This window comes from Salipiger sp. CCB-MM3, from assembly GCF_001687105.1.
Taxonomy (GTDB): Bacteria; Pseudomonadota; Alphaproteobacteria; order Rhodobacterales; family Rhodobacteraceae; genus Salipiger.
In genome coordinates, this window is the sequence record NZ_CP014597.1 from 225,266 (window position 1) to 244,070 (window position 18,805).

At 57.5% G+C, this 18,805-nt stretch carries 23 protein-coding genes and 1 pseudogene; 16 read left to right on the forward strand and 8 right to left on the reverse strand.

Annotation, left to right across the window (positions count from 1 at the left end):
- Window positions 1-56 precede the first annotated feature (56 nt).
- Complete coding sequence (locus AYJ57_RS26030; RefSeq protein WP_157374349.1) at window positions 57-233, forward strand: hypothetical protein; 177 nt, start codon at window positions 57-59, stop codon at window positions 231-233.
- A gap of 327 nt (window positions 234-560) precedes the next feature.
- On the opposite strand, the gene AYJ57_RS26670 is transcribed toward AYJ57_RS26030, so the two are convergent.
- Window positions 561-1,139, reverse strand: coding sequence for a uracil-DNA glycosylase family protein (locus AYJ57_RS26670; RefSeq protein ID WP_083191440.1), 579 nt, complete (start codon window positions 1,137-1,139; stop codon window positions 561-563).
- Window positions 1,140-1,513: 374 nt separating this feature from the next.
- On the opposite strand from AYJ57_RS26670, the gene AYJ57_RS21420 reads away from it, so the two are divergent.
- From AYJ57_RS21420 to AYJ57_RS21455, 8 genes are all read left to right on the forward strand, one after another.
- Complete coding sequence (locus tag AYJ57_RS21420) at window positions 1,514-2,683, forward strand: S1 family peptidase (protein ID WP_066110834.1); 1,170 nt, start codon at window positions 1,514-1,516, stop codon at window positions 2,681-2,683.
- 254 nt (window positions 2,684-2,937) lie between these two features.
- Entirely contained in the window at window positions 2,938-3,072 is a 135-nt protein-coding gene (locus AYJ57_RS25675) for a DUF2256 domain-containing protein (protein WP_083191459.1), read from the forward strand.
- Between the two features lie 228 nt (window positions 3,073-3,300).
- Window positions 3,301-3,591, forward strand: coding sequence for a helix-turn-helix domain-containing protein (locus tag AYJ57_RS21425; RefSeq protein WP_066110837.1), 291 nt, complete (start codon window positions 3,301-3,303; stop codon window positions 3,589-3,591).
- Complete coding sequence (locus AYJ57_RS25680) at window positions 3,588-4,154, forward strand: HipA N-terminal domain-containing protein (RefSeq protein ID WP_083191441.1); 567 nt, start codon at window positions 3,588-3,590, stop codon at window positions 4,152-4,154. Before AYJ57_RS21425 ends, AYJ57_RS25680 begins: the two co-directional genes overlap by 4 nt.
- Window positions 4,138-5,264 (forward strand): IS3 family transposase gene (locus tag AYJ57_RS21435; protein WP_157374350.1). Its coding sequence is split into 2 segments (ribosomal slippage): window positions 4,138-4,402 and window positions 4,402-5,264, totalling 1,128 coding nucleotides; the frame shifts between segments, so codons are not numbered across the junction. Before AYJ57_RS25680 ends, AYJ57_RS21435 begins: the two co-directional genes overlap by 17 nt.
- Window positions 5,265-5,763: 499 nt before the next feature.
- Window positions 5,764-6,111 carry a hypothetical protein gene (locus tag AYJ57_RS21445; protein WP_066110844.1) on the forward strand — a complete coding sequence of 116 codons (348 nt, stop codon included), beginning with the start codon at window positions 5,764-5,766 and terminating at the stop codon, window positions 6,109-6,111.
- 63 nt (window positions 6,112-6,174) lie between these two features.
- Entirely contained in the window at window positions 6,175-6,570 is a 396-nt protein-coding gene (locus AYJ57_RS21450) for a hypothetical protein (RefSeq protein WP_066110846.1), read from the forward strand.
- A 120-nt stretch (window positions 6,571-6,690) separates the two neighbouring features.
- Entirely contained in the window at window positions 6,691-7,083 is a 393-nt protein-coding gene (locus tag AYJ57_RS21455; RefSeq protein WP_066110848.1) for an META domain-containing protein, read from the forward strand.
- A 43-nt stretch (window positions 7,084-7,126) separates the two neighbouring features.
- On the opposite strand, the gene AYJ57_RS21460 is transcribed toward AYJ57_RS21455, so the two are convergent.
- Window positions 7,127-7,393 (reverse strand): ribbon-helix-helix domain-containing protein, encoded by a 267-nt coding sequence (locus tag AYJ57_RS21460; protein WP_066110850.1) that lies wholly within the window; start codon window positions 7,391-7,393, stop codon window positions 7,127-7,129.
- Window positions 7,394-7,739: 346 nt separating this feature from the next.
- On the opposite strand from AYJ57_RS21460, the gene AYJ57_RS26035 reads away from it, so the two are divergent.
- Together AYJ57_RS26035 and AYJ57_RS26040 are read left to right on the forward strand one after the other, a co-directional pair.
- The gene (locus tag AYJ57_RS26035; protein ID WP_157374351.1) at window positions 7,740-8,045 is read left to right on the forward strand and encodes a hypothetical protein; all 306 of its coding nucleotides are present in this window, start codon (window positions 7,740-7,742) and stop codon (window positions 8,043-8,045) included.
- 25 nt (window positions 8,046-8,070) lie between these two features.
- Window positions 8,071-8,469, forward strand: coding sequence for a hypothetical protein (locus AYJ57_RS26040; protein WP_157374352.1), 399 nt, complete (start codon window positions 8,071-8,073; stop codon window positions 8,467-8,469).
- 73 nt (window positions 8,470-8,542) lie between these two features.
- On the opposite strand, the gene AYJ57_RS21465 is transcribed toward AYJ57_RS26040, so the two are convergent.
- From AYJ57_RS21465 to AYJ57_RS21475, 3 genes are all read right to left on the reverse strand, one after another.
- A complete protein-coding gene (locus tag AYJ57_RS21465; RefSeq protein ID WP_083191443.1) occupies window positions 8,543-9,691 on the reverse strand; it encodes a helix-turn-helix transcriptional regulator in 1,149 nt (382 codons plus the stop codon).
- A 350-nt stretch (window positions 9,692-10,041) separates the two neighbouring features.
- Window positions 10,042-10,515 (reverse strand): hypothetical protein, encoded by a 474-nt coding sequence (locus AYJ57_RS21470; protein WP_066110854.1) that lies wholly within the window; start codon window positions 10,513-10,515, stop codon window positions 10,042-10,044.
- A 152-nt stretch (window positions 10,516-10,667) separates the two neighbouring features.
- Window positions 10,668-11,390: a hypothetical protein gene (locus AYJ57_RS21475; RefSeq protein ID WP_066110856.1), complete on the reverse strand. Its 723-nt coding sequence runs from the start codon at window positions 11,388-11,390 to the stop codon at window positions 10,668-10,670.
- A 195-nt stretch (window positions 11,391-11,585) separates the two neighbouring features.
- Between AYJ57_RS21475 and AYJ57_RS21480 the strand changes: the two genes are divergently transcribed.
- A complete protein-coding gene (locus AYJ57_RS21480; RefSeq protein ID WP_066110857.1) occupies window positions 11,586-12,569 on the forward strand; it encodes an MBL fold metallo-hydrolase in 984 nt (327 codons plus the stop codon).
- Window positions 12,570-12,585: 16 nt separating this feature from the next.
- On the opposite strand, the gene AYJ57_RS21485 is transcribed toward AYJ57_RS21480, so the two are convergent.
- A complete protein-coding gene (locus tag AYJ57_RS21485) occupies window positions 12,586-13,044 on the reverse strand; it encodes a hypothetical protein (protein WP_066110859.1) in 459 nt (152 codons plus the stop codon).
- 139 nt (window positions 13,045-13,183) lie between these two features.
- Between AYJ57_RS21485 and AYJ57_RS21490 the strand changes: the two genes are divergently transcribed.
- Entirely contained in the window at window positions 13,184-14,005 is an 822-nt protein-coding gene (locus AYJ57_RS21490) for a metallophosphoesterase family protein (RefSeq protein WP_066110860.1), read from the forward strand.
- Window positions 14,006-14,264: 259 nt separating this feature from the next.
- Here the strand turns inward: AYJ57_RS21490 and AYJ57_RS21495 are convergent.
- Window positions 14,265-14,795, reverse strand: a pseudogene (locus tag AYJ57_RS21495) (IS110 family transposase); the annotation flags it as partial.
- Between the two features lie 458 nt (window positions 14,796-15,253).
- On the opposite strand from AYJ57_RS21495, the gene AYJ57_RS21505 reads away from it, so the two are divergent.
- Window positions 15,254-16,383, forward strand: a protein-coding gene (locus AYJ57_RS21505) for an IS3 family transposase (RefSeq protein ID WP_157374189.1) whose coding sequence is annotated in 2 segments (ribosomal slippage) — window positions 15,254-15,518 and window positions 15,518-16,383 — 1,131 coding nt in all. Because the reading frame shifts where the segments join, the coding sequence is not laid out codon by codon here.
- A gap of 26 nt (window positions 16,384-16,409) precedes the next feature.
- On the opposite strand, the gene AYJ57_RS21510 is transcribed toward AYJ57_RS21505, so the two are convergent.
- Window positions 16,410-16,925, reverse strand: coding sequence for a transglutaminase-like domain-containing protein (locus AYJ57_RS21510; RefSeq protein WP_066110862.1), 516 nt, complete (start codon window positions 16,923-16,925; stop codon window positions 16,410-16,412).
- Between the two features lie 361 nt (window positions 16,926-17,286).
- On the opposite strand from AYJ57_RS21510, the gene AYJ57_RS21515 reads away from it, so the two are divergent.
- The gene (locus tag AYJ57_RS21515) at window positions 17,287-17,790 is read left to right on the forward strand and encodes a hypothetical protein (protein ID WP_066110863.1); all 504 of its coding nucleotides are present in this window, start codon (window positions 17,287-17,289) and stop codon (window positions 17,788-17,790) included.
- Window positions 17,791-17,792: 2 nt separating this feature from the next.
- Window positions 17,793-18,662 carry a M48 family metallopeptidase gene (locus tag AYJ57_RS21520; protein ID WP_066110865.1) on the forward strand — a complete coding sequence of 290 codons (870 nt, stop codon included), beginning with the start codon at window positions 17,793-17,795 and terminating at the stop codon, window positions 18,660-18,662.
- The last annotated feature ends 143 nt before the right edge of the window (window positions 18,663-18,805 follow it).

The window sequence follows — 18,805 nt, forward strand, 5'->3', positions numbered from 1 at the left end:
GCTTCGCACCGAGCGCCCGCAATTCCGCGGGCCGGTCAGCTATGGAGGTTTAGCCTTTGAAGCACAGCAAAATCGACGAACGCGAGAAAGCGTTCAAGCGCGACCGTGTGATCCGGACCGCCGAATGGGTCCTCGCGCAAGCCTACCGCCACGCCTATCGCGGTGAAATCATCGCCAGCCAGCTCCGCATCCAGAAAGATATTGTCAGAGAGATGGGGCGGCGGGCCAAGTAGAGAAGCAAAGGGGCCGTCCTTCTGATGGCCCCTTTCGCGAGGGATAGGACTTCAACACTGCGCCACTGAAGGCGCATCCTGGAGGGAGTGTTGGAGCCAGCCTCATTTGCAGAAGTCTATGTGCAAGACGCTGGTTCGATTGTCGCCTTTGCGCAGGGAGCTGACATCACTTGCTGAGGAACCATGCCCGTATCGGTCGACGCACCCGGCCCTAAGCGGACGGTCGCGTGTGCCTGTGTCGCCGCGCTGCAGCTCACTCAAAGCGGTCGTTGGGCATTATTGTCAACGCGCAAGTAGTTGACGATTGGGAAATAAGGTAGGCCGCTGTTATTCCGTTGGAAATACGGACATTTTTCCCTCAAACCACCCCTGTCGATCGCCCCCTCCATATCGATTTACTGCCTTCGCTGACGGGTGTCCGGTTATCAAAAACAGGACACCCTGGTGGTCTGGTTGCAGCCTGCGGATGGCTCTCATGGGGCCGCTATCTCGGCGCCGGATGTTTAAATGAGCATCGTTAACTGGGCGGCCCAGGCCTATGACAACCCTTGCCCGGACAGTTCGGAGTTGCGCCGACAAGCGAAGAAGGTTTTCTGGAGATTCGACTTCCGACATCCGAGGTGTAGAACGCCGGTCTTGCTCACGCCACTTGGGGACGTGATGAGCATTCATGAGCGTATAGTCATCGATATGTAGAGAGCGAAAGTCAGGGGGCCGGAGACCATACATCTCCCCTTCTGCGAGTCTATTGAGCACCGCCAACAGGCTGCTGAGATTGATTCCTGATTGCCCTGCGAATGGACGCTGTGGCCTTGCCGCCGATTCCTCCTGCCCTGGGCAGGCCCCAAGCAAAACCAAATCTGGACTTGCGTCTCCGCGGCGAAAATCTACAGAGTTTTGGCACATGATTTCAACTATCCGCCCCGTAACTTTTGATCCAGTATTATCTGCTGATAGCTCTTGTAGCGTCAAGTTCGTCCCAGAGCCGACCTTCGTGCCAAGCGCGGCGGATAGCCAATCCCAGCCCAAGGTCTCGGTAACGGCGATCCACAGGCCAAGAGGAAGCCGATTTACACTAGAGTCGCTCCGAACGGCCGCTAGCGGACAAAGCACGAATTCGTTGCGACTGCACCAAAGTCTGCGTTCGACACATTTGGGAGGTCAAAAACGGTTCTTATGGGTCCAAACATTAAAGCCCCGCATTGACTTCTTCTACTTTCAGGTGTGACTGGCAAAGACCTAAATGCTAAATTGGTGACAGGTTCCGGAGGCAAGCAGGGATGCGCCGTACATTTGCAATCAGTGTCTGTTTCGGGCTGCTACTTGTGTTGGCGTCCTCAAAGGTCGTTTTGTCGCAAGATACCGTCCAAACTGATGACATTGCGGCCAGATTGGTCGAAGCTGAGAATGCCCTCACCGGGCTGCAGGGTAAGCAAAAAGACTTCTGGGACAAACTTGAAGCCGCATCAGGATTGATAACTGGCGGTCTGGTTGCAATCATCGTCTTCATCGCGACGCAATGGCTCAACCACCGGCAAGGCAAGGCAGAGAATTTGCGGAGAGAAGAGCTTGCGTCGGCCGAGCGTGTGCGGGCGGAGGAGCTAAGGGCCTCTGAGACAGTAGAGCGAGAGAGAGATCGGACCAGTCAAGAATCTCAGAGTAGCCGGGACGCCCAAATCCTCAAAGTTCAAACCATACAGGGATTGATCGTGTATTTGGCGTCGGATGATCCAAAGATGGTCAGCGCCGCTTTGGTGGCTGTTGAAGCGCTTGGCGACAGCGCGCTGTTTGAAAAGCTCGCTGTTCTGTTCCGAGGGAAGGGTTCGTTGGATGCAATATTCAGAGTGGCAGGCCAAAGAGATGAAATTTTCACAGGGCGGGCCGAGTTAGCTCTAAGTCAAGTCATCTCTGGCTATCAGAGTTCAATCGTAAAAGTCAGCGATATGGATGGCAAGCAAGTTGGTACAGGATTCTTCGTAAAAGATGGCAGCAACATTATCACAACGAAGCACGTTATTGACATGCTGCCTACTATAACGGTTGAAACCGCCACCGGAGCAAAGTTGCGGGCGCGAGCACAAGCCATAAATGAAGAGTTTGATCTAGCTCTCTTGATGGTTGATGACACCAGCAGCACACACCTTCCTGTCGACATAGATATCAAACCGAATATTTTCTCAAAAGTTGCAGTGCTCGGCATTCCCGGAGGTCGCGGCCTGACCGCAAGGTTGGGCGAGATAACATCTACAGAAGCTAACTTAACTGATTCACATCGCGGTATGATTGAGTTTCGAATGACCGCAGAACCAGGAATGTCCGGTTCGCCGGTTATCAACAGCGAAGGCAATGTGATCGGCGTCCTGATGGGTAGCGACCGGAATCGCGAACTTACCTATGCTGTTCCAATCGGTGCGGCTCAGGAAATGCTCCAGCTCGCATCGACTGATTGAAGTGGCACTCCCGGGCTGCGTCGGACCACAAAACCGTGGCGAAGACGGTGTCTTTAGGCACGAGGTGTCCAGTTCCCGTGCCCTTCATACTCTCGCTAGGCCAGGCGTTTCGCAGCATGCGAGCGGCAGATAAGCGCTGGCTCCGGTGATGTAGAGCGCCTCGCCCGACCGGCGGCAAGGGGCTGGTGGCGACCATGTCACAGAGTCACTACTTGCTCGCCCTAGGCAGAGACCTAATCTGTTCGACCATGAAAATGCGCAAGAAGTCAGAGCTCCCAACTAAGGTCTGCCCGGTATGCGGTCGCCCTTTCACATGGCGTAAGAAGTGGGCTCGGGATTGGGAGTACGTCATTTACTGCTCAGACCGGTGCCGGCGATCGGCAAAGTGAGCGTGCTTGGATGCCACCAGCCCCGCTCTAAGCAAACACCAGCAGAGCGAGGTGCTCGTGCCCAGGCTGCCCACGATAGGCCGCCCGAGCCTTCCCATACTTTACCGAATACGGTAATTTTCACCTCGCAACGAGCCCTGAGCGTCGATTTTTACCTTAAACGATAAATGCATTGCTCTTCGGTGCGATCTCCCGTAGCGTTTACCGTATTCGGTAAGAGGCGGCGCCATGAACATCGATGAGAACGGAGATATCTTGACCCGGGTCGGGGCTGAAATCCGGCGGCAGCGACAGGCCGCTTCTCTTAGCTTGCATGACCTCGCACTCTTGTCCGGCATCTCGAGCTCGGCCCTGTCGCTGATTGAGACCGGCAAACGCGATGCCCGGCTGAGCACTCTTGATAAGATCGCGCGCTCACTTGGCACCGACATCTCAACGCTCTGCTTCCGCTCGACTAAAGCGGATCCTGCTCAGGTCGGGGATAAGGGCCCAGGCTATGATCTGAGTGGCTTCGAATGAGCGAGGTTGAAGTCTACTTTGGCCGTCTGCTTGTTGGGCGCATTGGTGTGGCTCCGGAAGGCGACTTGAGCTTTTCGTATGAGCCCGCATGGCGAGCCACCGAGGGCACCTTCCCGATCTCGCTTAGCATGCCGATCAAGACTGCAAGCTACCCGTCAAACATCATTTCGCCCTGGCTCGCAAACCTCCTCCCCGAGGAAGAGCAACTCGACATGCTGACGCGCTCTCTGGGACGCTCACGAGCGGATATCCTGGGCCTCCTATCGGACATCGGCGGCGACACAGCTGGGGCGCTGTCGTTTGGAGAACCGAGCGATCCAACCGCTTGGCAGTATAGCCCGCTTACCGAGTTTTACGGGACAAAAGACGCCGCAGAAGCTCTTGAAAAGCACATTGCGGACCTCGATCACAGACCATTCCTTGCCGGAGAAGAAGGCGTCCGCTTGTCCTTGGCCGGCGGACAGAAAAATGAGCCAGCCCCTTTGAAGTGGTCCACCCACGAAGCCGGAAATCCGATAGGATTTCGGCGAACAGGAGGAGTATGGAATGGCTGGAAAGCGTGAGAAGCCTGAAGACATTGTCACCAAGCTGCGCCAGGTCGAGGTGTTGCACGGCCAGGGCCTGTCGATGGCCGATGCGGTGCGACAGATAGGGATATCGCAGCACACGTTCTACCGGTGGCGTAAGCAGTATGGCGGTATGAACCGGGCACAGTTGTCGCGGCTGAAGGACCTCGAGAAGGAGAACCTGAGGCTGCGGCGGGCGGTATCTGACCTGACGCTCGAGAAGTTGATCCTGGCTGAGGCTGCCCAGGGAAACTTCTAAGCCCTTCGCGCCGCCGCGAGTGCGTGGAGCATGTGTGCCAGACACTCGGCATCTCCGAACGCCGGGCCTGCCGGGTGCTCGGCCAGCACCGCTCCACGCAGCGCAAGCCGCCCCAGGGCCGGGAAGACGAGGCGCGGCTGACCGCCGACGTCATCGAACTGGCCCGGGAGTATGGCCGCTACGGCTACCGCCGGGTCGCCGTGCTGCTGCGCCGGGCGGGCTGGCAGGTGAACCACAAGCGGGTGGCGCGCATTTGGCGGCGCGAAGGGCTCAAGGTCCCACACAAGCAGAAGAAGCGCGGCAGGCTCTGGCTGAACGACGGCTCTTGCGTGCGGCTGAAGCCCGAGCACCCCAACCACGTCTGGTCCTACGACTTCGTGCAGGACCGGACCAGCGACGGCCGGGCTTACCGGACGCTCAACATCCTCGATGAATATACGCGGGAGGCGTTAATGATCCGTGTCGACAGGCGACTGAACTCCACCGATGTCCTGGACGCCCTGACGGACCTGTTCATCCAGCGCGGTCCGCCGCGGTTCATCAGGTCCGACAATGGCCCGGAGTTCATAGCGCAGAAGGTCCGCGACTGGATCGAGCTGGTGGGGTCAAAAACCGCCTACATCGAACCCGGGTCACCCTGGGAGAATGGCTACTGCGAGAGCTTCAATGCGCGCTTCCGTGACGAGCTGCTGAATGGCGAGGTCTTCTACTCGTTGAGGGAGGCGCAAATCCTCATCGAAAGATGGCGAAAACACTACAACATGGAACGACCACATAGTGCCCTCGGATATCGAGTGCCCACGCCAGAGGTCTTCATCCCCATAGATCGAAGGCCGACCATGCATTAGCATTTAACCCGGACCACTCAATGGGGTCAGCTCAAGCACATCCTCGTGCGGCCAACCGACCTGTGTTTCAGGGGTGCCAAGACTGCCCTTCAGGACGCAGTCGCCGGCAAGCACGATGATGATCGCCCCTGGGAGATCATTGATCTCAGAGGGGACCGCTACCAGTCCTCGGCCCTCAACTCTCTCTGCGCTCGCGAGAAGCGATCCCCGGGCGCTAGCCACAAGCTAGTCCTGATGAGTGCGGACCTCTCATTTCAGACCCTGTTCGACACCACCCGTGCCGCCCGCAACGGTGTCACCATCGCAATGACTGCCAGGCGCCCAGCGCGATACCGGTTGGCGCAAGGCGTTCAATTCGAGAGCGCAACCAGACGGTTCGAATACCGCGCGACACGGTCCTGGTCTGGTGCCTTTCGTCTTGAGAAACGAGATCCCGAGATGAGCCAGGTTCCGACACCAGCGGAGCTGCGGGCGCACTACGCCAAGGGAGGGCACATCCATGACATCTGATATTCAAATCGGGCAGCCTGAGATCCAGCGCAGGGCCTACTGCGTCGAGATTGACGTGGCCGACATGTTGGCGATTACCAACGCCGAACACGAAAACCTTTTCGACTATCACGACAAGCTCGTTTTCAGACTCGAAGGCGATGGCACCGCCAAAGAGGCCGAGGTCAAATACGTCCACAGTGTCGAGTACGACGGTCACTTTGGCGCAGCGATCTTCTACTCTGTCGATGACGAGGACGACACGCCGGAACTCCACGAGCAGGTCCGCGAAATCATCCGTGATCAGATCGAAAAGGCGCGCGGGCTGACCGCCGCGCCCGCTGCGCCCTCTCCTTGACGTGAGAGCTCTTCAACCCCATCGTCCGCCCACGGCGCGCCAACGATCAGAAAGATGACGGTCATGAAGTACTTCGCTCTCCCACTCCTCCTCGCGCTGGGCGCCTGTGCCTCTACGCAAGAGGTCTGCATAGATCGCGCAGGAGAGCGCCTGAACGCCATCCAGGAGCGCATTGAGACCGCTGAGGGCAACATCTCCCGCGGCTATGCGATCCACGTCTCAGAGGAGCCCAGAGCCTCCGTGGGCTTCTGTACCGGCAATGGATACGGTGGTGGCTACCACAGCAATATCGGTATCTCGACCTGCATCGGCACCGACAACGGCCCCCGTGAGCAGGCCGTGGCGATCGACGTCAGCGAAGAGCGCGCCAAACTAGAGCAACTCCGAGAGGCCTTTGCTCAGGAGCAGGTGACCTATCAGGCGCAGGTCGCTCAATGCCGATCTGCCTTCCCTGACTAATACTCTATTCAAGCGTCGCGGCAACTAGGCGTAGACTACGCCTGTGCGCCTTTCATTTTGTGCGGTATCCGGATCGCTTGAGAGTGCCACATGCCGTCGAAATGCAGAGCTCGCTATACCATGTCCTTTGCGATGTTTGCCCAGATTGCAGCAGGTTGTGTAGGCAATGCGAAACCGCCCGCGCTTTCGGGTGTGGCCACCCAGGTCGACGGCAAGGCGCTAAAGCTAGATCAGTCCCCGTCGATCCAGTTTCATGATGACGGCCGCTTCTCGATGTTCGCCGGCTGCAACACCCATAACGGCCAGGAAGAGATCACAGACACCGTGTTCATGCTCGTCGGCCCCATGGCCAGCACCCGGAAACTATGCTTCGAGGATTGGCGCACGCAACTGGAACAGGCCATGGTCGACCCGCTGGGCGAGGCGGAGGGCTACGTGTTGAATGGCCCCAAGCTCACGCTGACAAACGCAAGCGGCGTGCCCCTGGCCTCCTTCACCGCATCCGCAAAGTGAGTCACCGCCGAGCGACGCTGATGTCCGCGGAAGTCTCTGAATATCAGAAAGTTCCCAGATCTCCGTCGGCACGTTTCCGTTCTATCGCCTCTTCTGTAAGCCGCCTGCCCTCGTCCCCTTCGACGAACTCTCCGGCTCGGCGTTCTATAAGCAGCTGGCTGAGGGTGTATGCGATCTCGTTTTGCTGACGCATTAGTTCGACGGCTTCCTGCATCACGGCACTCAAGCTGGAGAAATGGCCCTCCTCCACTAGCCGGCTTGCGTACGCCGCCTGCTCTTCAGTCAGAGAGATCGACAGTTCGACGTTCATATCGTGCTCCTTACGAGGGCCACCCGTGAGAATGGACCCCTGAAGGCCTGCTGTCAAAGTCAGAGCCCCCTCACCGCCCCCTTTGCAAAAGGGGGGCGGTGAGTGTCCCGCCTCTCGTACGCATGTCTCCCTTCAAACCCTCATACAGCGTTCAATAACGGCGCAGCTGGATACTCCCATCCTCCAAGTTTTTCGCCCGCATGATCCATAAGGCTCATGCGCAAATCCCTCCAGTCCGGCATTACTCTACCTCCATCCAACATCTCACCGTCACCAGTGCACTCGGAGATCACAAGCGACAATATCTGATCGCCACTCCAAGTCAGCATTATAGAGGAAATTTCCTATGGCCCATTTTAAATCCTTCACACTAGTTATCATGCATTCGTTTCTGACGGCCATTCCCCCTCAAGCCAGTTTGGCCGGGAATTGTTACGATTATAACTCCACGGAATATAATTCTCCGATGTGCCAAAATCAAAGAAACGCTGATCGTGTATTCGAGCAACAACGTCGCGAGCAAGAAGCTAGCAGGCAACGGGAGTTAAATCGCCAGCACGATCGCGAACACAGCATCAACCAACGCCAGGGCTTCGTGGGAGCCCCATCTGGTGACGGGGCCTGGATCGGACACAACTGGACCACCGATTGAAATAATTAATTGATGGAGATATGCCATGAAAATTATCATTCTCGCAGTTTGCGCCATTGCACTCGCTACACCCACCCTCGCTGCCCAAGCCAATTTTAGGGCTGAGTGTCGAAAGACAAGCGACAGAGGATGTTCAGCCAATGCCAATGGCGTCTACAACGCTCCTCCTGGTAAATACATCGAGGAGCAAAGTGTTACATCTGGCCAAGTGCTCAACTACTGGCTGAAACAGCCAATTTGCGGGAAGCCCACCCTTGAAGGCAAAGTCTACAAACAATTTCCCGGCACAACAGCGACTGCGACATTTCACACGTCATTTAAGGCGCCCATCCACGTGGAGAGTGGTTCCGGCGGCGGCAACATTGGGAAAGTTGCATTCATAGACTGCCGATATAACTTCCGCCTTGGCGATCTACCTCAATAACAAGGCGACCGACCCTAAAATCCTTTGAGTGGCTCCTCGGCGCCACTCATTGCACTAGGTTTCCACTAGAAACCTATGCGACTGGAGGTAGTACTCTCAGAATCAACCTGATAAGCTCCGCTCTGCTTCTAACACTGGTTTTGGCAAGTATCGCCGCCACTTGATTCTTCGCTGTAACGGGACTGGTGCCTCGGCGCTCCGCGATTTCTTGCACAGCCGCGCCATCAGCAATCAATCTGCACACATCAGTTTCCGCCTGGGTTAAGCCATAAAGCTTGGTGAAGCGATCAAGGCGCAAGTACGGGATGTTTTCTGGATCAATTATAGTTACCAGCGCCCCGTCTAAACCTTTTTCAATTTCCGCCTCACAGTCCCTTATAGGGGCGACATCCAGGAGGAAAGGTGTTAACCCAGATTTTCGCTCGACCGAAACTAAGAATTCATGCTGACCGCCCTGCCCCAACGCCGTCGCGCTGACTTCAACAATGTGACTCTGAACTTTTGATGTTACATCAGGACGTGTCGTTACAATTTTCGCGTCTCGCCCCAATGCCATACCATCATCAAGATCAAATATCCGTTCCGCCTCCGCATTCATAACAACGATCTGTCCATCTTGAAGGGCGATCGCAACCCCAGCCTGCACCCGATCTATGGCCGCTAAAGCCGATCTATATCTCGCCCTCAGGAGGGAGAAAACACGGCCCATCTCAACCGCCTTGGTGAGATGAGGAAGCAAAAACCTTGCTCTATGTGCTCCGATGTCTGAAAGCTCTTTCTTGGAACTAGATAATCCGATGCTTAATGCATCGAACCAAACCGCGTCCTCGTTTAGACGAACTCCAACGCGGCGACCTACCCCCGTTCGGCCCCTTAAATAGGCGTAGTCCTTCCGAGAATCCAGATCGCCCTCCGAGCGACCGGTTGCTGTGTCAGGTATCAGCTGATGGGAACTCTGTGATTTGAGAAACTCCCAATCCTGGTTCTGAATTTTAGATAGCCAAGCCCCGTAGTACCAACCGGCCGGCGTACGGGAGAACTCAAGGTAGACGCTCGATAGCATGGTAAGGTCCTTCACACCCGCGCGTCTGCCACGGATCACAAGAGCTATCGCCTTGGCATCGATCGCATCGGCTGTCGCGTCTAGGGCACTGCGCCATCTCCCGGGGTTCACCGGCGTGTCGTAGATTGCTTCAAGAGCTCGAAACCCTTCTGCATCCATTATATATTATTACCCTAGAGCCAATGCGTGTGGAGAAAACGAGATGCAATGCCTCATCTTGCTTCGTCGGTTGAACTAACGCAATAGCTGTGCTGGCTCTCATATTATCAACCATGGGAAAAGGCACGCCCAGCGCGGACGTACCCTTCTACGATAATGGGTTGGCGCGCCTAGGCTGCCGGAGAAGCCTACTTCCCGCCCGAAGCCGTACGCGTCGTTTTCGAAAAGGTCTCCTCAGCCCTATCAGTAGCGCCAGCCGACACTGCGCCCATCTTCCCGCCGGTTGTCTGCGCGACGTCGTAAAGCGCCGATCACGCGCCCAACGCGCGAAAGGCCTCTGCGATGCTTGCTTAGACCGGTGTCGATTTCACCTTATGGTCGCCCTCGGGCTCAGCCTTTTCGACCACATCCTGGGCTTCTTCCGTCACCTCAACAGACGCCTCGATAACTTCCGTCATGACCTCAGTCGTCTCTTGTGCGGCTTCAGTCGCGAGCTCGCTGACCTCTGTACCGCTTCCCTTCATTATCTCGGAAAGGGACGCCGCAGTGTCCTGCGCGACTTTTGCCTGGGCCTGCATAAAATCTAAAAAAGCTTGGGCGTAGTTGGATCGATCACGCGCCTTGGTGAGCGTCCTGACATTTTCCAAGGCATCTTTCGTTCCCTTCAGAAGTACATCAGTGGACATCGACGCCGACGCGATAGCTATCTCCGAGAACTTCCCCTGAAAGTCTGAAAACGAAGCGAAGGCTCCCTTGAAGGCATCACTATCGTAGACGTTGGGAAGGCTGGAGAAGGCTTTGGTGAATTCAGTAGCAGTACCCATGACGAGCTCCTCAATCTGGATGGGCAGTCTCGAATGAGTGTGCTCGCTGCGCTGCAGTGCAGCAAGAGGCTTTATAGATCGCTCGACGACCCCGGCAAAACTTCGCCTTACCGCCGGCACCCCTGCTAGGTGCCGGCCATCAGCTTAGGGCTTTAGTCCTCCCACCGATAATGTTTACGCACCTCCGTGTAGGTGTCGTAGTTGTCTAGGAAGCGGACTCTCCGCGTGGTCTTGTAGTGCACCGGCATCACGGAGCCTGTTGCACCCAACACGATCACTAGCATCAGTATCGCGCCTCCCACCTTGAGCGGAAGATATCCAACACCGTGCAGCCAAACTGCGATCCCGTAGGCCCAGCCGGCAAAGTGAGAAAGCTCAGGAAGGAGGTAGGCAATCAGGATTAGCAGGGGCAGTCTGCACAGTGTCCAGGTGATGACTGAGATCATGATCAGCACAGGCGTGGGGCGTGTGTCGGCCTCCCATTCTTGGCGACATAGGGAGACAAATCCCGGAATCTTTGCGAGAAGGAGAAGTCCGGAAATCCCAAGCACCCAATAGGCGCTCTCGCCCAGCGCGTGCCAGCCTGGGAAAGATGCCAGCAGGTCCATGGTCGAAGACTTCAGACTGTGCCAGGAAATCGGCGCTTCCAGAGGGATATCGTTCGCGCCTGCCTGGAATGCGTTTGCTAGCTGATCCCTAAAAGTTGCATTGGCAACGAGCAGCATGAGAGCCACACCGGCTAAAATTCCCTGCAGCCGATAGATGAACTCCAGACCACTACTGCTCAGCTCCCAGTCGTTCACTTCATTTCGCAGTTTGACGATCAACGATCGCATGAGAAGGGCGAACCCACAGAAAATCAAGAAACCGGTCATTCATACTCGCCTTGGATGCTGTAATCTTTGAATAATCTCGAACTCGGACAAAAGTAAGACCGCTAGGTCAGAAACATGGAGGCACGGGCAAACCGCAGCACTCCTAAGGATGCGCCCGCCTCTACCGCCGGCGGAAACCCTTGCGCCGGTCTGCCAAACAGCCACATCAATGAGGCACCAACTTTCAGGATCCTCATGCCCCGCAATCGATACTACTCCGGACCCGTCAGCGCCCACTTCGATGGGGAGAGGTTCCAGACACCAGGTCACCGCACCGATCGCTCTTTCAAGGACCTTCTGAAATGGCACCGGAGTGGGCAGCGGGCAAAGTGGCCGACGCATGTCCCAATCACGCCGGCCATCCCTGTGGAGCGCAGCCAGGCGCCGCGGATCACGATGATCGGCCACGCTTCTGTCCTCATCCAGGTTGCCGGCTTGAACATCCTGACGGACCCTGTCTGGTCAGATCGCGCGAGCCCCTTCAGCTTCATTGGTCCCAAGCGGGTCACTGCACCTGGGATCGACTTCGACAAGCTGCCTCCAATCGATGTCATCCTGGTCAGCCACAACCACTATGATCACCTGGATGTCGCCACCCTGAAGCGTCTGCAGGTCCGCCACAGCCCGCAGATGGTGATGCCACTCGGGACGGACGTTACCGTCGGCCGTGCGGTGCGAGGCGCCAACATCAGTACCGGCGACTGGCACGACCAATTCGAGATCGGCAATGGTGTCACCGTGGCCCTCACTCCCGCAAACCACTGGTCGGCCCGCGGCCTAGGCGATCGCCGCATGGCGCTGTGGAGCGGCTTCTGGATTGAGACCCCGCAAGAACGCATCTGGTTTGCCGGGGACACCGGCTACGGGGATGGCTCCATTTTTCAGAGTCTGCGCAGCCGCTACGGCTCTCCGGAAATCGCCCTTATCCCGATCGGCGCATACGAGCCGCGGTGGTTCATGGCCCCCCAGCATGTTGCTCCCGAAGAGTCCGTGCAGATCTTCAATGACATCGGTGCTGGCCAGGCACTTGGCTTCCACTGGGGGACGTTCCAGCTCACCGATGAGCCGCGGGATGAGCCAGCTGAGTTGCTCGCGCAAAGCCTAGAGGCTGCAGGCATCCCTCGGGGTCGTTTTCAGGCTCTCTCTCCAGGAAATGTCTACGCGCATCCCTCAGGCTGATGAAGGCTTAGACGCGTCACATGCCGGCCGCGAAGCGCGAGGCCGTCGGCTGCTGGAAGGTCTCGATTTTCAGAGTCTTCGGGTCCATCACGCCGATGTGGAACGCTTTCCATTCGCCAAGGTCGTAGTTTTCTGAGATCTCATCCCAGAACTCACCACTGTCGAGTTCGGCATCTCCGTCATAGACGAACGTGTTGGCCACATAGACAACCATGCTGTGGCGATCGTCGAAGGCTCTCATGGTTTCTTCGTCGTTGCGGTCCGATGTATTGACGATGAAGACCTGAGCCTCCCCCTCGCGCGCGCCGGCCACTTCCGCCTCAGAGACACGTGGCTGAACAATCAAATCGCGGATGTCAGCCATCGTATCGGCCATATGGGGGCCAAACTGCGCCAGCTTCGGATTGTCCCAATCGCCCTGAAGGCGCGCCTGGATAGCCTGGAGGATGTCTTCTGCGGTATTCACGTTGCTCATGTGACCTCTCTGTCTGTGCTCGAGCATATGCGGTGCCTGATGAGAAGATCCAGAACCGCCTTACCCAATCAAACTGCGTACGAAATCAGAAATTTACTTCGCTGTGGCATCTTCATGAGCACTAAGAAAGCTCAAGACAATGAAGAATGACGACCAAAACATCCTGTTCTACGGAGACCCGCACGGCAACTACGCACCACTGATCAGCGCTTGCCTTGCAGAACGCCCCGACACTGTTCTGATTGCCGGTGACATGACCGGTCCCAAGGATGGGCCCGACCGCATCGTCCCCATTCGGGAAGCGATCGCTCCGCTGCTACGTGATGGTGTCGAGGTCATCTGGACCCACGGCAACCACGACACAGACTCCGAAGAAATCTTCGATGCCACGTTCGGAAGCTACCCGGAGCGTCATCTTCACGGCGACGTCCGCACGCTCAAGGGCTCATCGCTGCGCGTGGGTGCGCTGGGCGGGGTGTTCCGCGGCGCCATCTGGTTTCCGGAGATGGATTACGAGGATGCAGCTCGGTACGATAGCCCAGAGCATTTCATGTCGGAAACGGATACCCGGTGGAGAGGCGACCTCCCGCTCCGGCACTGGAGCTCGATCTTCCCGTCCGATGCCGAACGCATCCGCAATCTCGGTGCGGACATTCTTCTGACGGACGAAGCACCTTCGAACATGACAAAATTCGGCTTCATGGCACTTGACCAGTTGGCAGACGACATGGGGGCGAAGATGATTGTTCACGGACATCATCACACAGCCTCTAGGGGACGCCTCATGAATGGCCTGCATGTTTGCGGTTTGGCGAAGGCAGAGCCCTTTCGGTTTAGATTGCCTCGCCAGCAGGTATGCCCGGGCGCCTCACGGGACGGTGCAGACACCCGGGCGACCGAGCAATCTGGGGGACTGGTCGGCCTCAGCGCACGAGGGAACGCGCACCACGCGTCTCTATGACCACAGGTGGAGGAAGACGATAGTGCGCGGGCTTGCGTAAAGCACGTAAAGTGGCATTCCTGTGACAGGTTCGTTGGAGGGTATCCACCGCTGCAGATCACCGCGACACCCAGAAGCGCGTACATCTTGTGGTCGCCCCTGAAGTAGTCTTCGCCCTCCCGCCAGCGACCGGCGACCATCAGGACGATGAACGTCGCCCACCCCGCATAGTGGATATTCATGAGGTCAAAGGTGTCCATGAGAACGTCGCGCATGACGCTGGAGCATCAGCAACGAGTTTGCGCACCCGCGCATCAAACCCTGTCGCGCCGACCATTCCCACCTTGAGGCCAAAATTTCGCAGCTGCCCGCGCAGATCGTTCTCTATGTCTGCAGCTTTGCGCTGCAGGAGTTTGCGCGAGGTCAGGAGAAGACGCCTTTGCTGGCTCGCCGGCGTCTTGACGTGGACGAGCCTGAAAAGGCCGACCCGCATCATTTGCGCTATCCCGAGCGCGTCGTTCCGGTCGGTCTTGTTGATCCGCGCGGCCAGCGCAGCGTGCATATGGCGTGTCTCGACGCGAATTGCGGGAAGACCCGCGTCGACAAGGCCGGCATAGAGCCAAGGTGAAAGCGGGCCAGCCTCGAGACCAATCCGGCCAAAGCCGAGTTTCAAGGCGAGGAGGCTCGCGCAGATCATCTGCGGGTCGCTCTCGACGGACTCGCGTTGAACGACTTGGCCGCCTGGACCGACAACGCAGATCGCGGTCGTCTTCACAGAGATATCGAGGCCTACGAAGTGTTGCTGTGACATGGAAACGCTCCCGGTTGCTATGGAAGAACATCATGCAGCGAGTCCCACAGCAGGACGCCCCTCCGAATACCCCATCTAAGCCCTTCGCGCCGCCGGGAGTGCGTGGAGCATGTGCGAGACACTCGGCATCTCCGAACGCCGGGCCTGCCGGGTGCTCGGCCAGCACCGCTCTTCATCCCCATAGATCGAAGGCCGATCATGCATTAGCATTTAACCCGGACCACTCGATGGGGTCAGCTCATCCACTTTGCTGCTTTTCAGCAAGTTTTTGCCCTGTATCTGCTGGGCGTTTCGGTGTGCCAATTGCAATGAGGCCGCGCCTGAAAGACTCTGATTTACAGGCGCGGCCCGGACGCCAAGTTACTGGTTCACCATCTGTGGTGAGCCAGCCCCTTTGAAGTGGTCCACCCACGAAGCCTGAAATCCGATAGGATTTCGGCGAACAGGAGGACTACGGAATGGCTGGAAAGCGTGAGAAGCCGGAAGACATTGTCACCAAGCTGCGTCAGGTCGAGGTGTTGCATGGCCAGGGCCTGTCGATGGCCGATGCGGTGCGGCAGATCGGGATATCGCAGCATACCTTTTACCGGTGGCGGAAGCAGTATGGTGGGATGAACCGGGCACAGTTGTCGCGGCTGAAGGAACTCGAGAAGGAGAACCTGAGGCTGCGGCGGGCGGTATCTGACCTGACGCTCGAGAAGCTGATCCTGACCGAGGCTGCCCAGGGAAACTTCTAAGCCCTTCGCGCCGCCGCGAATGCGTGGAGCATGTGTGCGAGACACTCGGCATCTCCGAACGCCGGGCCTGCCGGGTGCTCGGCCAACACCGCTCCACGCAGCGCAAGCCACCACAGGGCCGGGAAGACGAGGCGCGGCTGACCGCCGACGTCATCGATCTGGCCCGGGAGTATGGCCGCTACGGCTACCGCCGGGTCGCCGTGCTGCTGCGGCGTGCCGGCTGGCAGGTGAACCACAAGCGGGTGGCGCGCATTTGGCGGCGCGAAGGGCTCAAGGTCGTCCCACACAAGCAGAAGAAGCGCGGCAGGCTCTGGCTGGACGATGGCTCTTGCGTGCGGCTGAAGCCCGAGCACCCCAACCACGTCTGGTCCTACGACTTCGTGCAGGACCGGACCAGTGACGGCCGGACCTACCGGACGCTCAACATCCTCGATGAATATACGCGGGAGGCGTTAATGATCCGTGTCGACAGGCGACTGAACTCCACCGATGTCCTGGACGCCCTGACCGATCTCTTCATCCAGCGCGGCCCGCCGCGGTTCATCCGGTCCGACAACGGCCCGGAGTTCATCGCGCAGAAGGTGCGCGACTGGATCGAGCTGGTGGGGGCGAAGACCGCGTACATCGAGCCGGGGTCACCCTGGGAGAACGGTTATTGCGAGAGCTTCAACAGCAGGTTCAGGGACGAACTCCTCAATGGCGAGGTCTTCTACTCGTTGAGGGAGGCGCAAATCCTCATCGAACAATGGCGAAAGCACTACAACACCGCTCGGCCGCATAGCGCTCTTGGATATCGGACACCGGCACCGGAGACCTTCATCCCCATAGATCGAAGGCCGACCATGCATTAGCATTTAACCCGGACCACTCGATGGGGTCAGCTCAGTGGAGCGCGATGGATGTTCACCGGGAACTTCGGGTCATTCACCAGCCAGCGGTCGGGGCGGTTGAGGTAGACCCAATGACTGATCCGGTCGAGTTGCTTGTGCAGGAGTGTCGACTTGCGCTTCGTGTCGCCCATGCTCCAAAAGTTGCCTGCATCATCCCGGTAGAACCCTAGGATGTGGTTGGTCACGTTCTCGGCGTTGTCGAAGTCTGGGGACGTGATGACAAAGCCCATCTTCTCTCGTGGCACGCCAGCGCAAATTGCCATGGCGACAGTGGTAGCAGCCTGGTCATCGCAATCGCCTTTCACGTTGCCGTCCGTTTCGAGCAGGATGTCGGGGTGAGCATCCCAATGATCTCCTTTGTCCCACCGGTAGCGGAACCGACTGCGAACCATGCGATCAATTTTCTGGATCACGGAGACGCTGTCTCCGGTTGGCCAACCCTGCTGGAAATAGGCCTTCTGATACTGGTCGCAGCTGTAGAGCTCGGGGCTGCGCGAGAACATCTGTATAGACTGGTAGATCCTGACTGACTTTGGAGCCTCTCGCGGAAGGGAGATGGGGTCTTGTACGGTTCCAGCGCAAGCGGTCAGAGTGGAAAAAAGGGCCAGAGCAGAGAGTGCTCGCCCAGCGGATGTCTTAAAATAGGATAGAGTATGCATGGCCCTTGGCTAGCCGAGGGCAGTTTCAGTGCATTTAATGCTTTAAGGATAGGCGGGATTGCAGTATCATAGGCATGGACGAGCATGGTGCGCCGAAGACACACCTCAAGGGTGTGGAAAACTTCCCATCTTATCAGCTCGTTAATTCGACGTGATAGTCGTCGAGCGCAAATCACTGCGTAGATGGTGGGTGACAGAGGTTTCAATGTTCAAGGAAACAAACGAGGCTGGGAGAGGAATTCTCAAGCTCGTGAGTGTAGTGGGTGGCGTCTCAATCGCGATTGGGGCCTTATCAGTACTTTATGGCCTAGGGGAGATGCGTGGCTTTGGGTCTATCTTTGTTGGAAGCGGTATCGCAACAGCCGTCGCTGGCATGATCCAAATCGCAGTCGCACAGATCGGCGTCGCCGTCTTCGACCAAAGAGACATCTCTCTGGAGATGCTGCGCATGATGAAAGGGGAGGCCACGCAGGGTCAGGAGCCCGTAAAGGAAGAAGCGAGTGCCGAGTACGTTGCTCCACAGGCCATCACTCGACAAATCGCTGAGGGCGTTCGGGTCTACAAGGGCGTGGAGATCCACAAGATCGGCAACAGGTGGTTCATTGGGGCGCAGGAATTTATGACGCTTGGGAAAGCCAAGCAATTTATCGACAAAGAGCCGAGCGCCGCAAAGGCTGCCGGTGCGAATTCTGTACAACTAGGGGAGTGAGTATGAGTAGAGCGATTTTTAACAAGACGCTGCGGGGAGGGCTCATTTTGGGTCTGCTCGCAGCAGTCTCTGCATGTGGCACCACCTATAACGTGCCGACCGCATCCGATAAGAATACGCAGATGGCAGCTAACATGTTCGCTGAGGAGCGAGACCCGGCGACAGCGCAAGCGGGCCGGCGTTTGTCGACATCAGCTGCCTTGCGGCAGTTCGCGCAGGTTGTCGCGCGAGTCGAGCCGGTTGCAGAGCGGTTCTGCAAGCAAGAGACGGCGGATCGTCCCGACTTCAATTGCGACATCAACATCGTTGTCGACGAACAGATGCCTGTCCGGAACGCCTACCAGACCTACACCAAGGATGGACGACCGGTCGTGGCCTTCACTGTGCCGATGATTGCAGATGCGCGAAACCCAGACGAACTCGCTTTTGTCATGGGCCATGAAATGGGTCACCACCTTGGCCAGCACATGCACAAGCAGAAGCAGCAGGCGATGGCAGGCGCCATCATCCTAGGGGCGGTCGCAGCCTACGGTCAGGCGTCGGCGAATGCTTCCAATCCGTACCGTTACCGCGGCAACGATCAGCAGGTTCTGCAGGATTCCATGACGCTCGGTGCTGGCGTCGGTCAAATGGCGTACTCGCAGACCTACGAACTGGAATCCGATGTCATCGGCGCCGCGATCACCAAGGCGGCAGGCTACGATCCTGTGAAAGGCGCTCGTTTCTTCGCACGGCCTGAAGGACAGAAAACTCAGGACGGAAATCTGAGCTTCTGGGGCACCCATCCGCCGGACGCTAAGCGGCTTGCAACAGTTCTCGCGACCGTGGAAGGGATCGAAGCCAACGGAGGCATCACCCGGAAAACGAACTGATGATTGGCGCCGGGATACATTGATTTTTGTATTCCGGTGAGCTACTTAGGCTTTGCCTTATGACCGGTGCCCCCTGACCTGGCCTTCGTCGCCTTGTTACGGCCCGGTCTTCTTCTTTCTGATGAGATTGGCGTTTCGCCGCC

Bases quoted from the DNA above. Each gene is read 5' to 3' on its own strand.
- AYJ57_RS26670 (WP_083191440.1), bottom strand. From the start codon at position 1,139: ATGTGCCAAAACTCTGTAGATTTTCGCCGCGGAGACGCAAGTCCAGAT.
- AYJ57_RS21420 (WP_066110834.1), top strand. From the start codon at position 1,514: ATGCGCCGTACATTTGCAATCAGTGTCTGTTTCGGGCTGCTACTTGTG.
- AYJ57_RS25675 (WP_083191459.1), top strand. From the start codon at position 2,938: ATGCGCAAGAAGTCAGAGCTCCCAACTAAGGTCTGCCCGGTATGCGGT.
- AYJ57_RS21425 (WP_066110837.1), top strand. From the start codon at position 3,301: ATGAACATCGATGAGAACGGAGATATCTTGACCCGGGTCGGGGCTGAA.
- AYJ57_RS25680 (WP_083191441.1), top strand. From the start codon at position 3,588: ATGAGCGAGGTTGAAGTCTACTTTGGCCGTCTGCTTGTTGGGCGCATT.
- AYJ57_RS21445 (WP_066110844.1), top strand. From the start codon at position 5,764: ATGACATCTGATATTCAAATCGGGCAGCCTGAGATCCAGCGCAGGGCC.
- AYJ57_RS21450 (WP_066110846.1), top strand. From the start codon at position 6,175: ATGAAGTACTTCGCTCTCCCACTCCTCCTCGCGCTGGGCGCCTGTGCC.
- AYJ57_RS21455 (WP_066110848.1), top strand. From the start codon at position 6,691: ATGTCCTTTGCGATGTTTGCCCAGATTGCAGCAGGTTGTGTAGGCAAT.
- AYJ57_RS21460 (WP_066110850.1), bottom strand. From the start codon at position 7,393: ATGAACGTCGAACTGTCGATCTCTCTGACTGAAGAGCAGGCGGCGTAC.
- AYJ57_RS26035 (WP_157374351.1), top strand. From the start codon at position 7,740: ATGGCCCATTTTAAATCCTTCACACTAGTTATCATGCATTCGTTTCTG.
- AYJ57_RS26040 (WP_157374352.1), top strand. From the start codon at position 8,071: ATGAAAATTATCATTCTCGCAGTTTGCGCCATTGCACTCGCTACACCC.
- AYJ57_RS21465 (WP_083191443.1), bottom strand. From the start codon at position 9,691: ATGGATGCAGAAGGGTTTCGAGCTCTTGAAGCAATCTACGACACGCCG.
- AYJ57_RS21470 (WP_066110854.1), bottom strand. From the start codon at position 10,515: ATGGGTACTGCTACTGAATTCACCAAAGCCTTCTCCAGCCTTCCCAAC.
- AYJ57_RS21475 (WP_066110856.1), bottom strand. From the start codon at position 11,390: ATGACCGGTTTCTTGATTTTCTGTGGGTTCGCCCTTCTCATGCGATCG.
- AYJ57_RS21480 (WP_066110857.1), top strand. From the start codon at position 11,586: ATGCCCCGCAATCGATACTACTCCGGACCCGTCAGCGCCCACTTCGAT.
- AYJ57_RS21485 (WP_066110859.1), bottom strand. From the start codon at position 13,044: ATGAGCAACGTGAATACCGCAGAAGACATCCTCCAGGCTATCCAGGCG.
- AYJ57_RS21490 (WP_066110860.1), top strand. From the start codon at position 13,184: ATGAAGAATGACGACCAAAACATCCTGTTCTACGGAGACCCGCACGGC.
- AYJ57_RS21510 (WP_066110862.1), bottom strand. From the start codon at position 16,925: ATGTTCTCGCGCAGCCCCGAGCTCTACAGCTGCGACCAGTATCAGAAG.
- AYJ57_RS21515 (WP_066110863.1), top strand. From the start codon at position 17,287: ATGTTCAAGGAAACAAACGAGGCTGGGAGAGGAATTCTCAAGCTCGTG.
- AYJ57_RS21520 (WP_066110865.1), top strand. From the start codon at position 17,793: ATGAGTAGAGCGATTTTTAACAAGACGCTGCGGGGAGGGCTCATTTTG.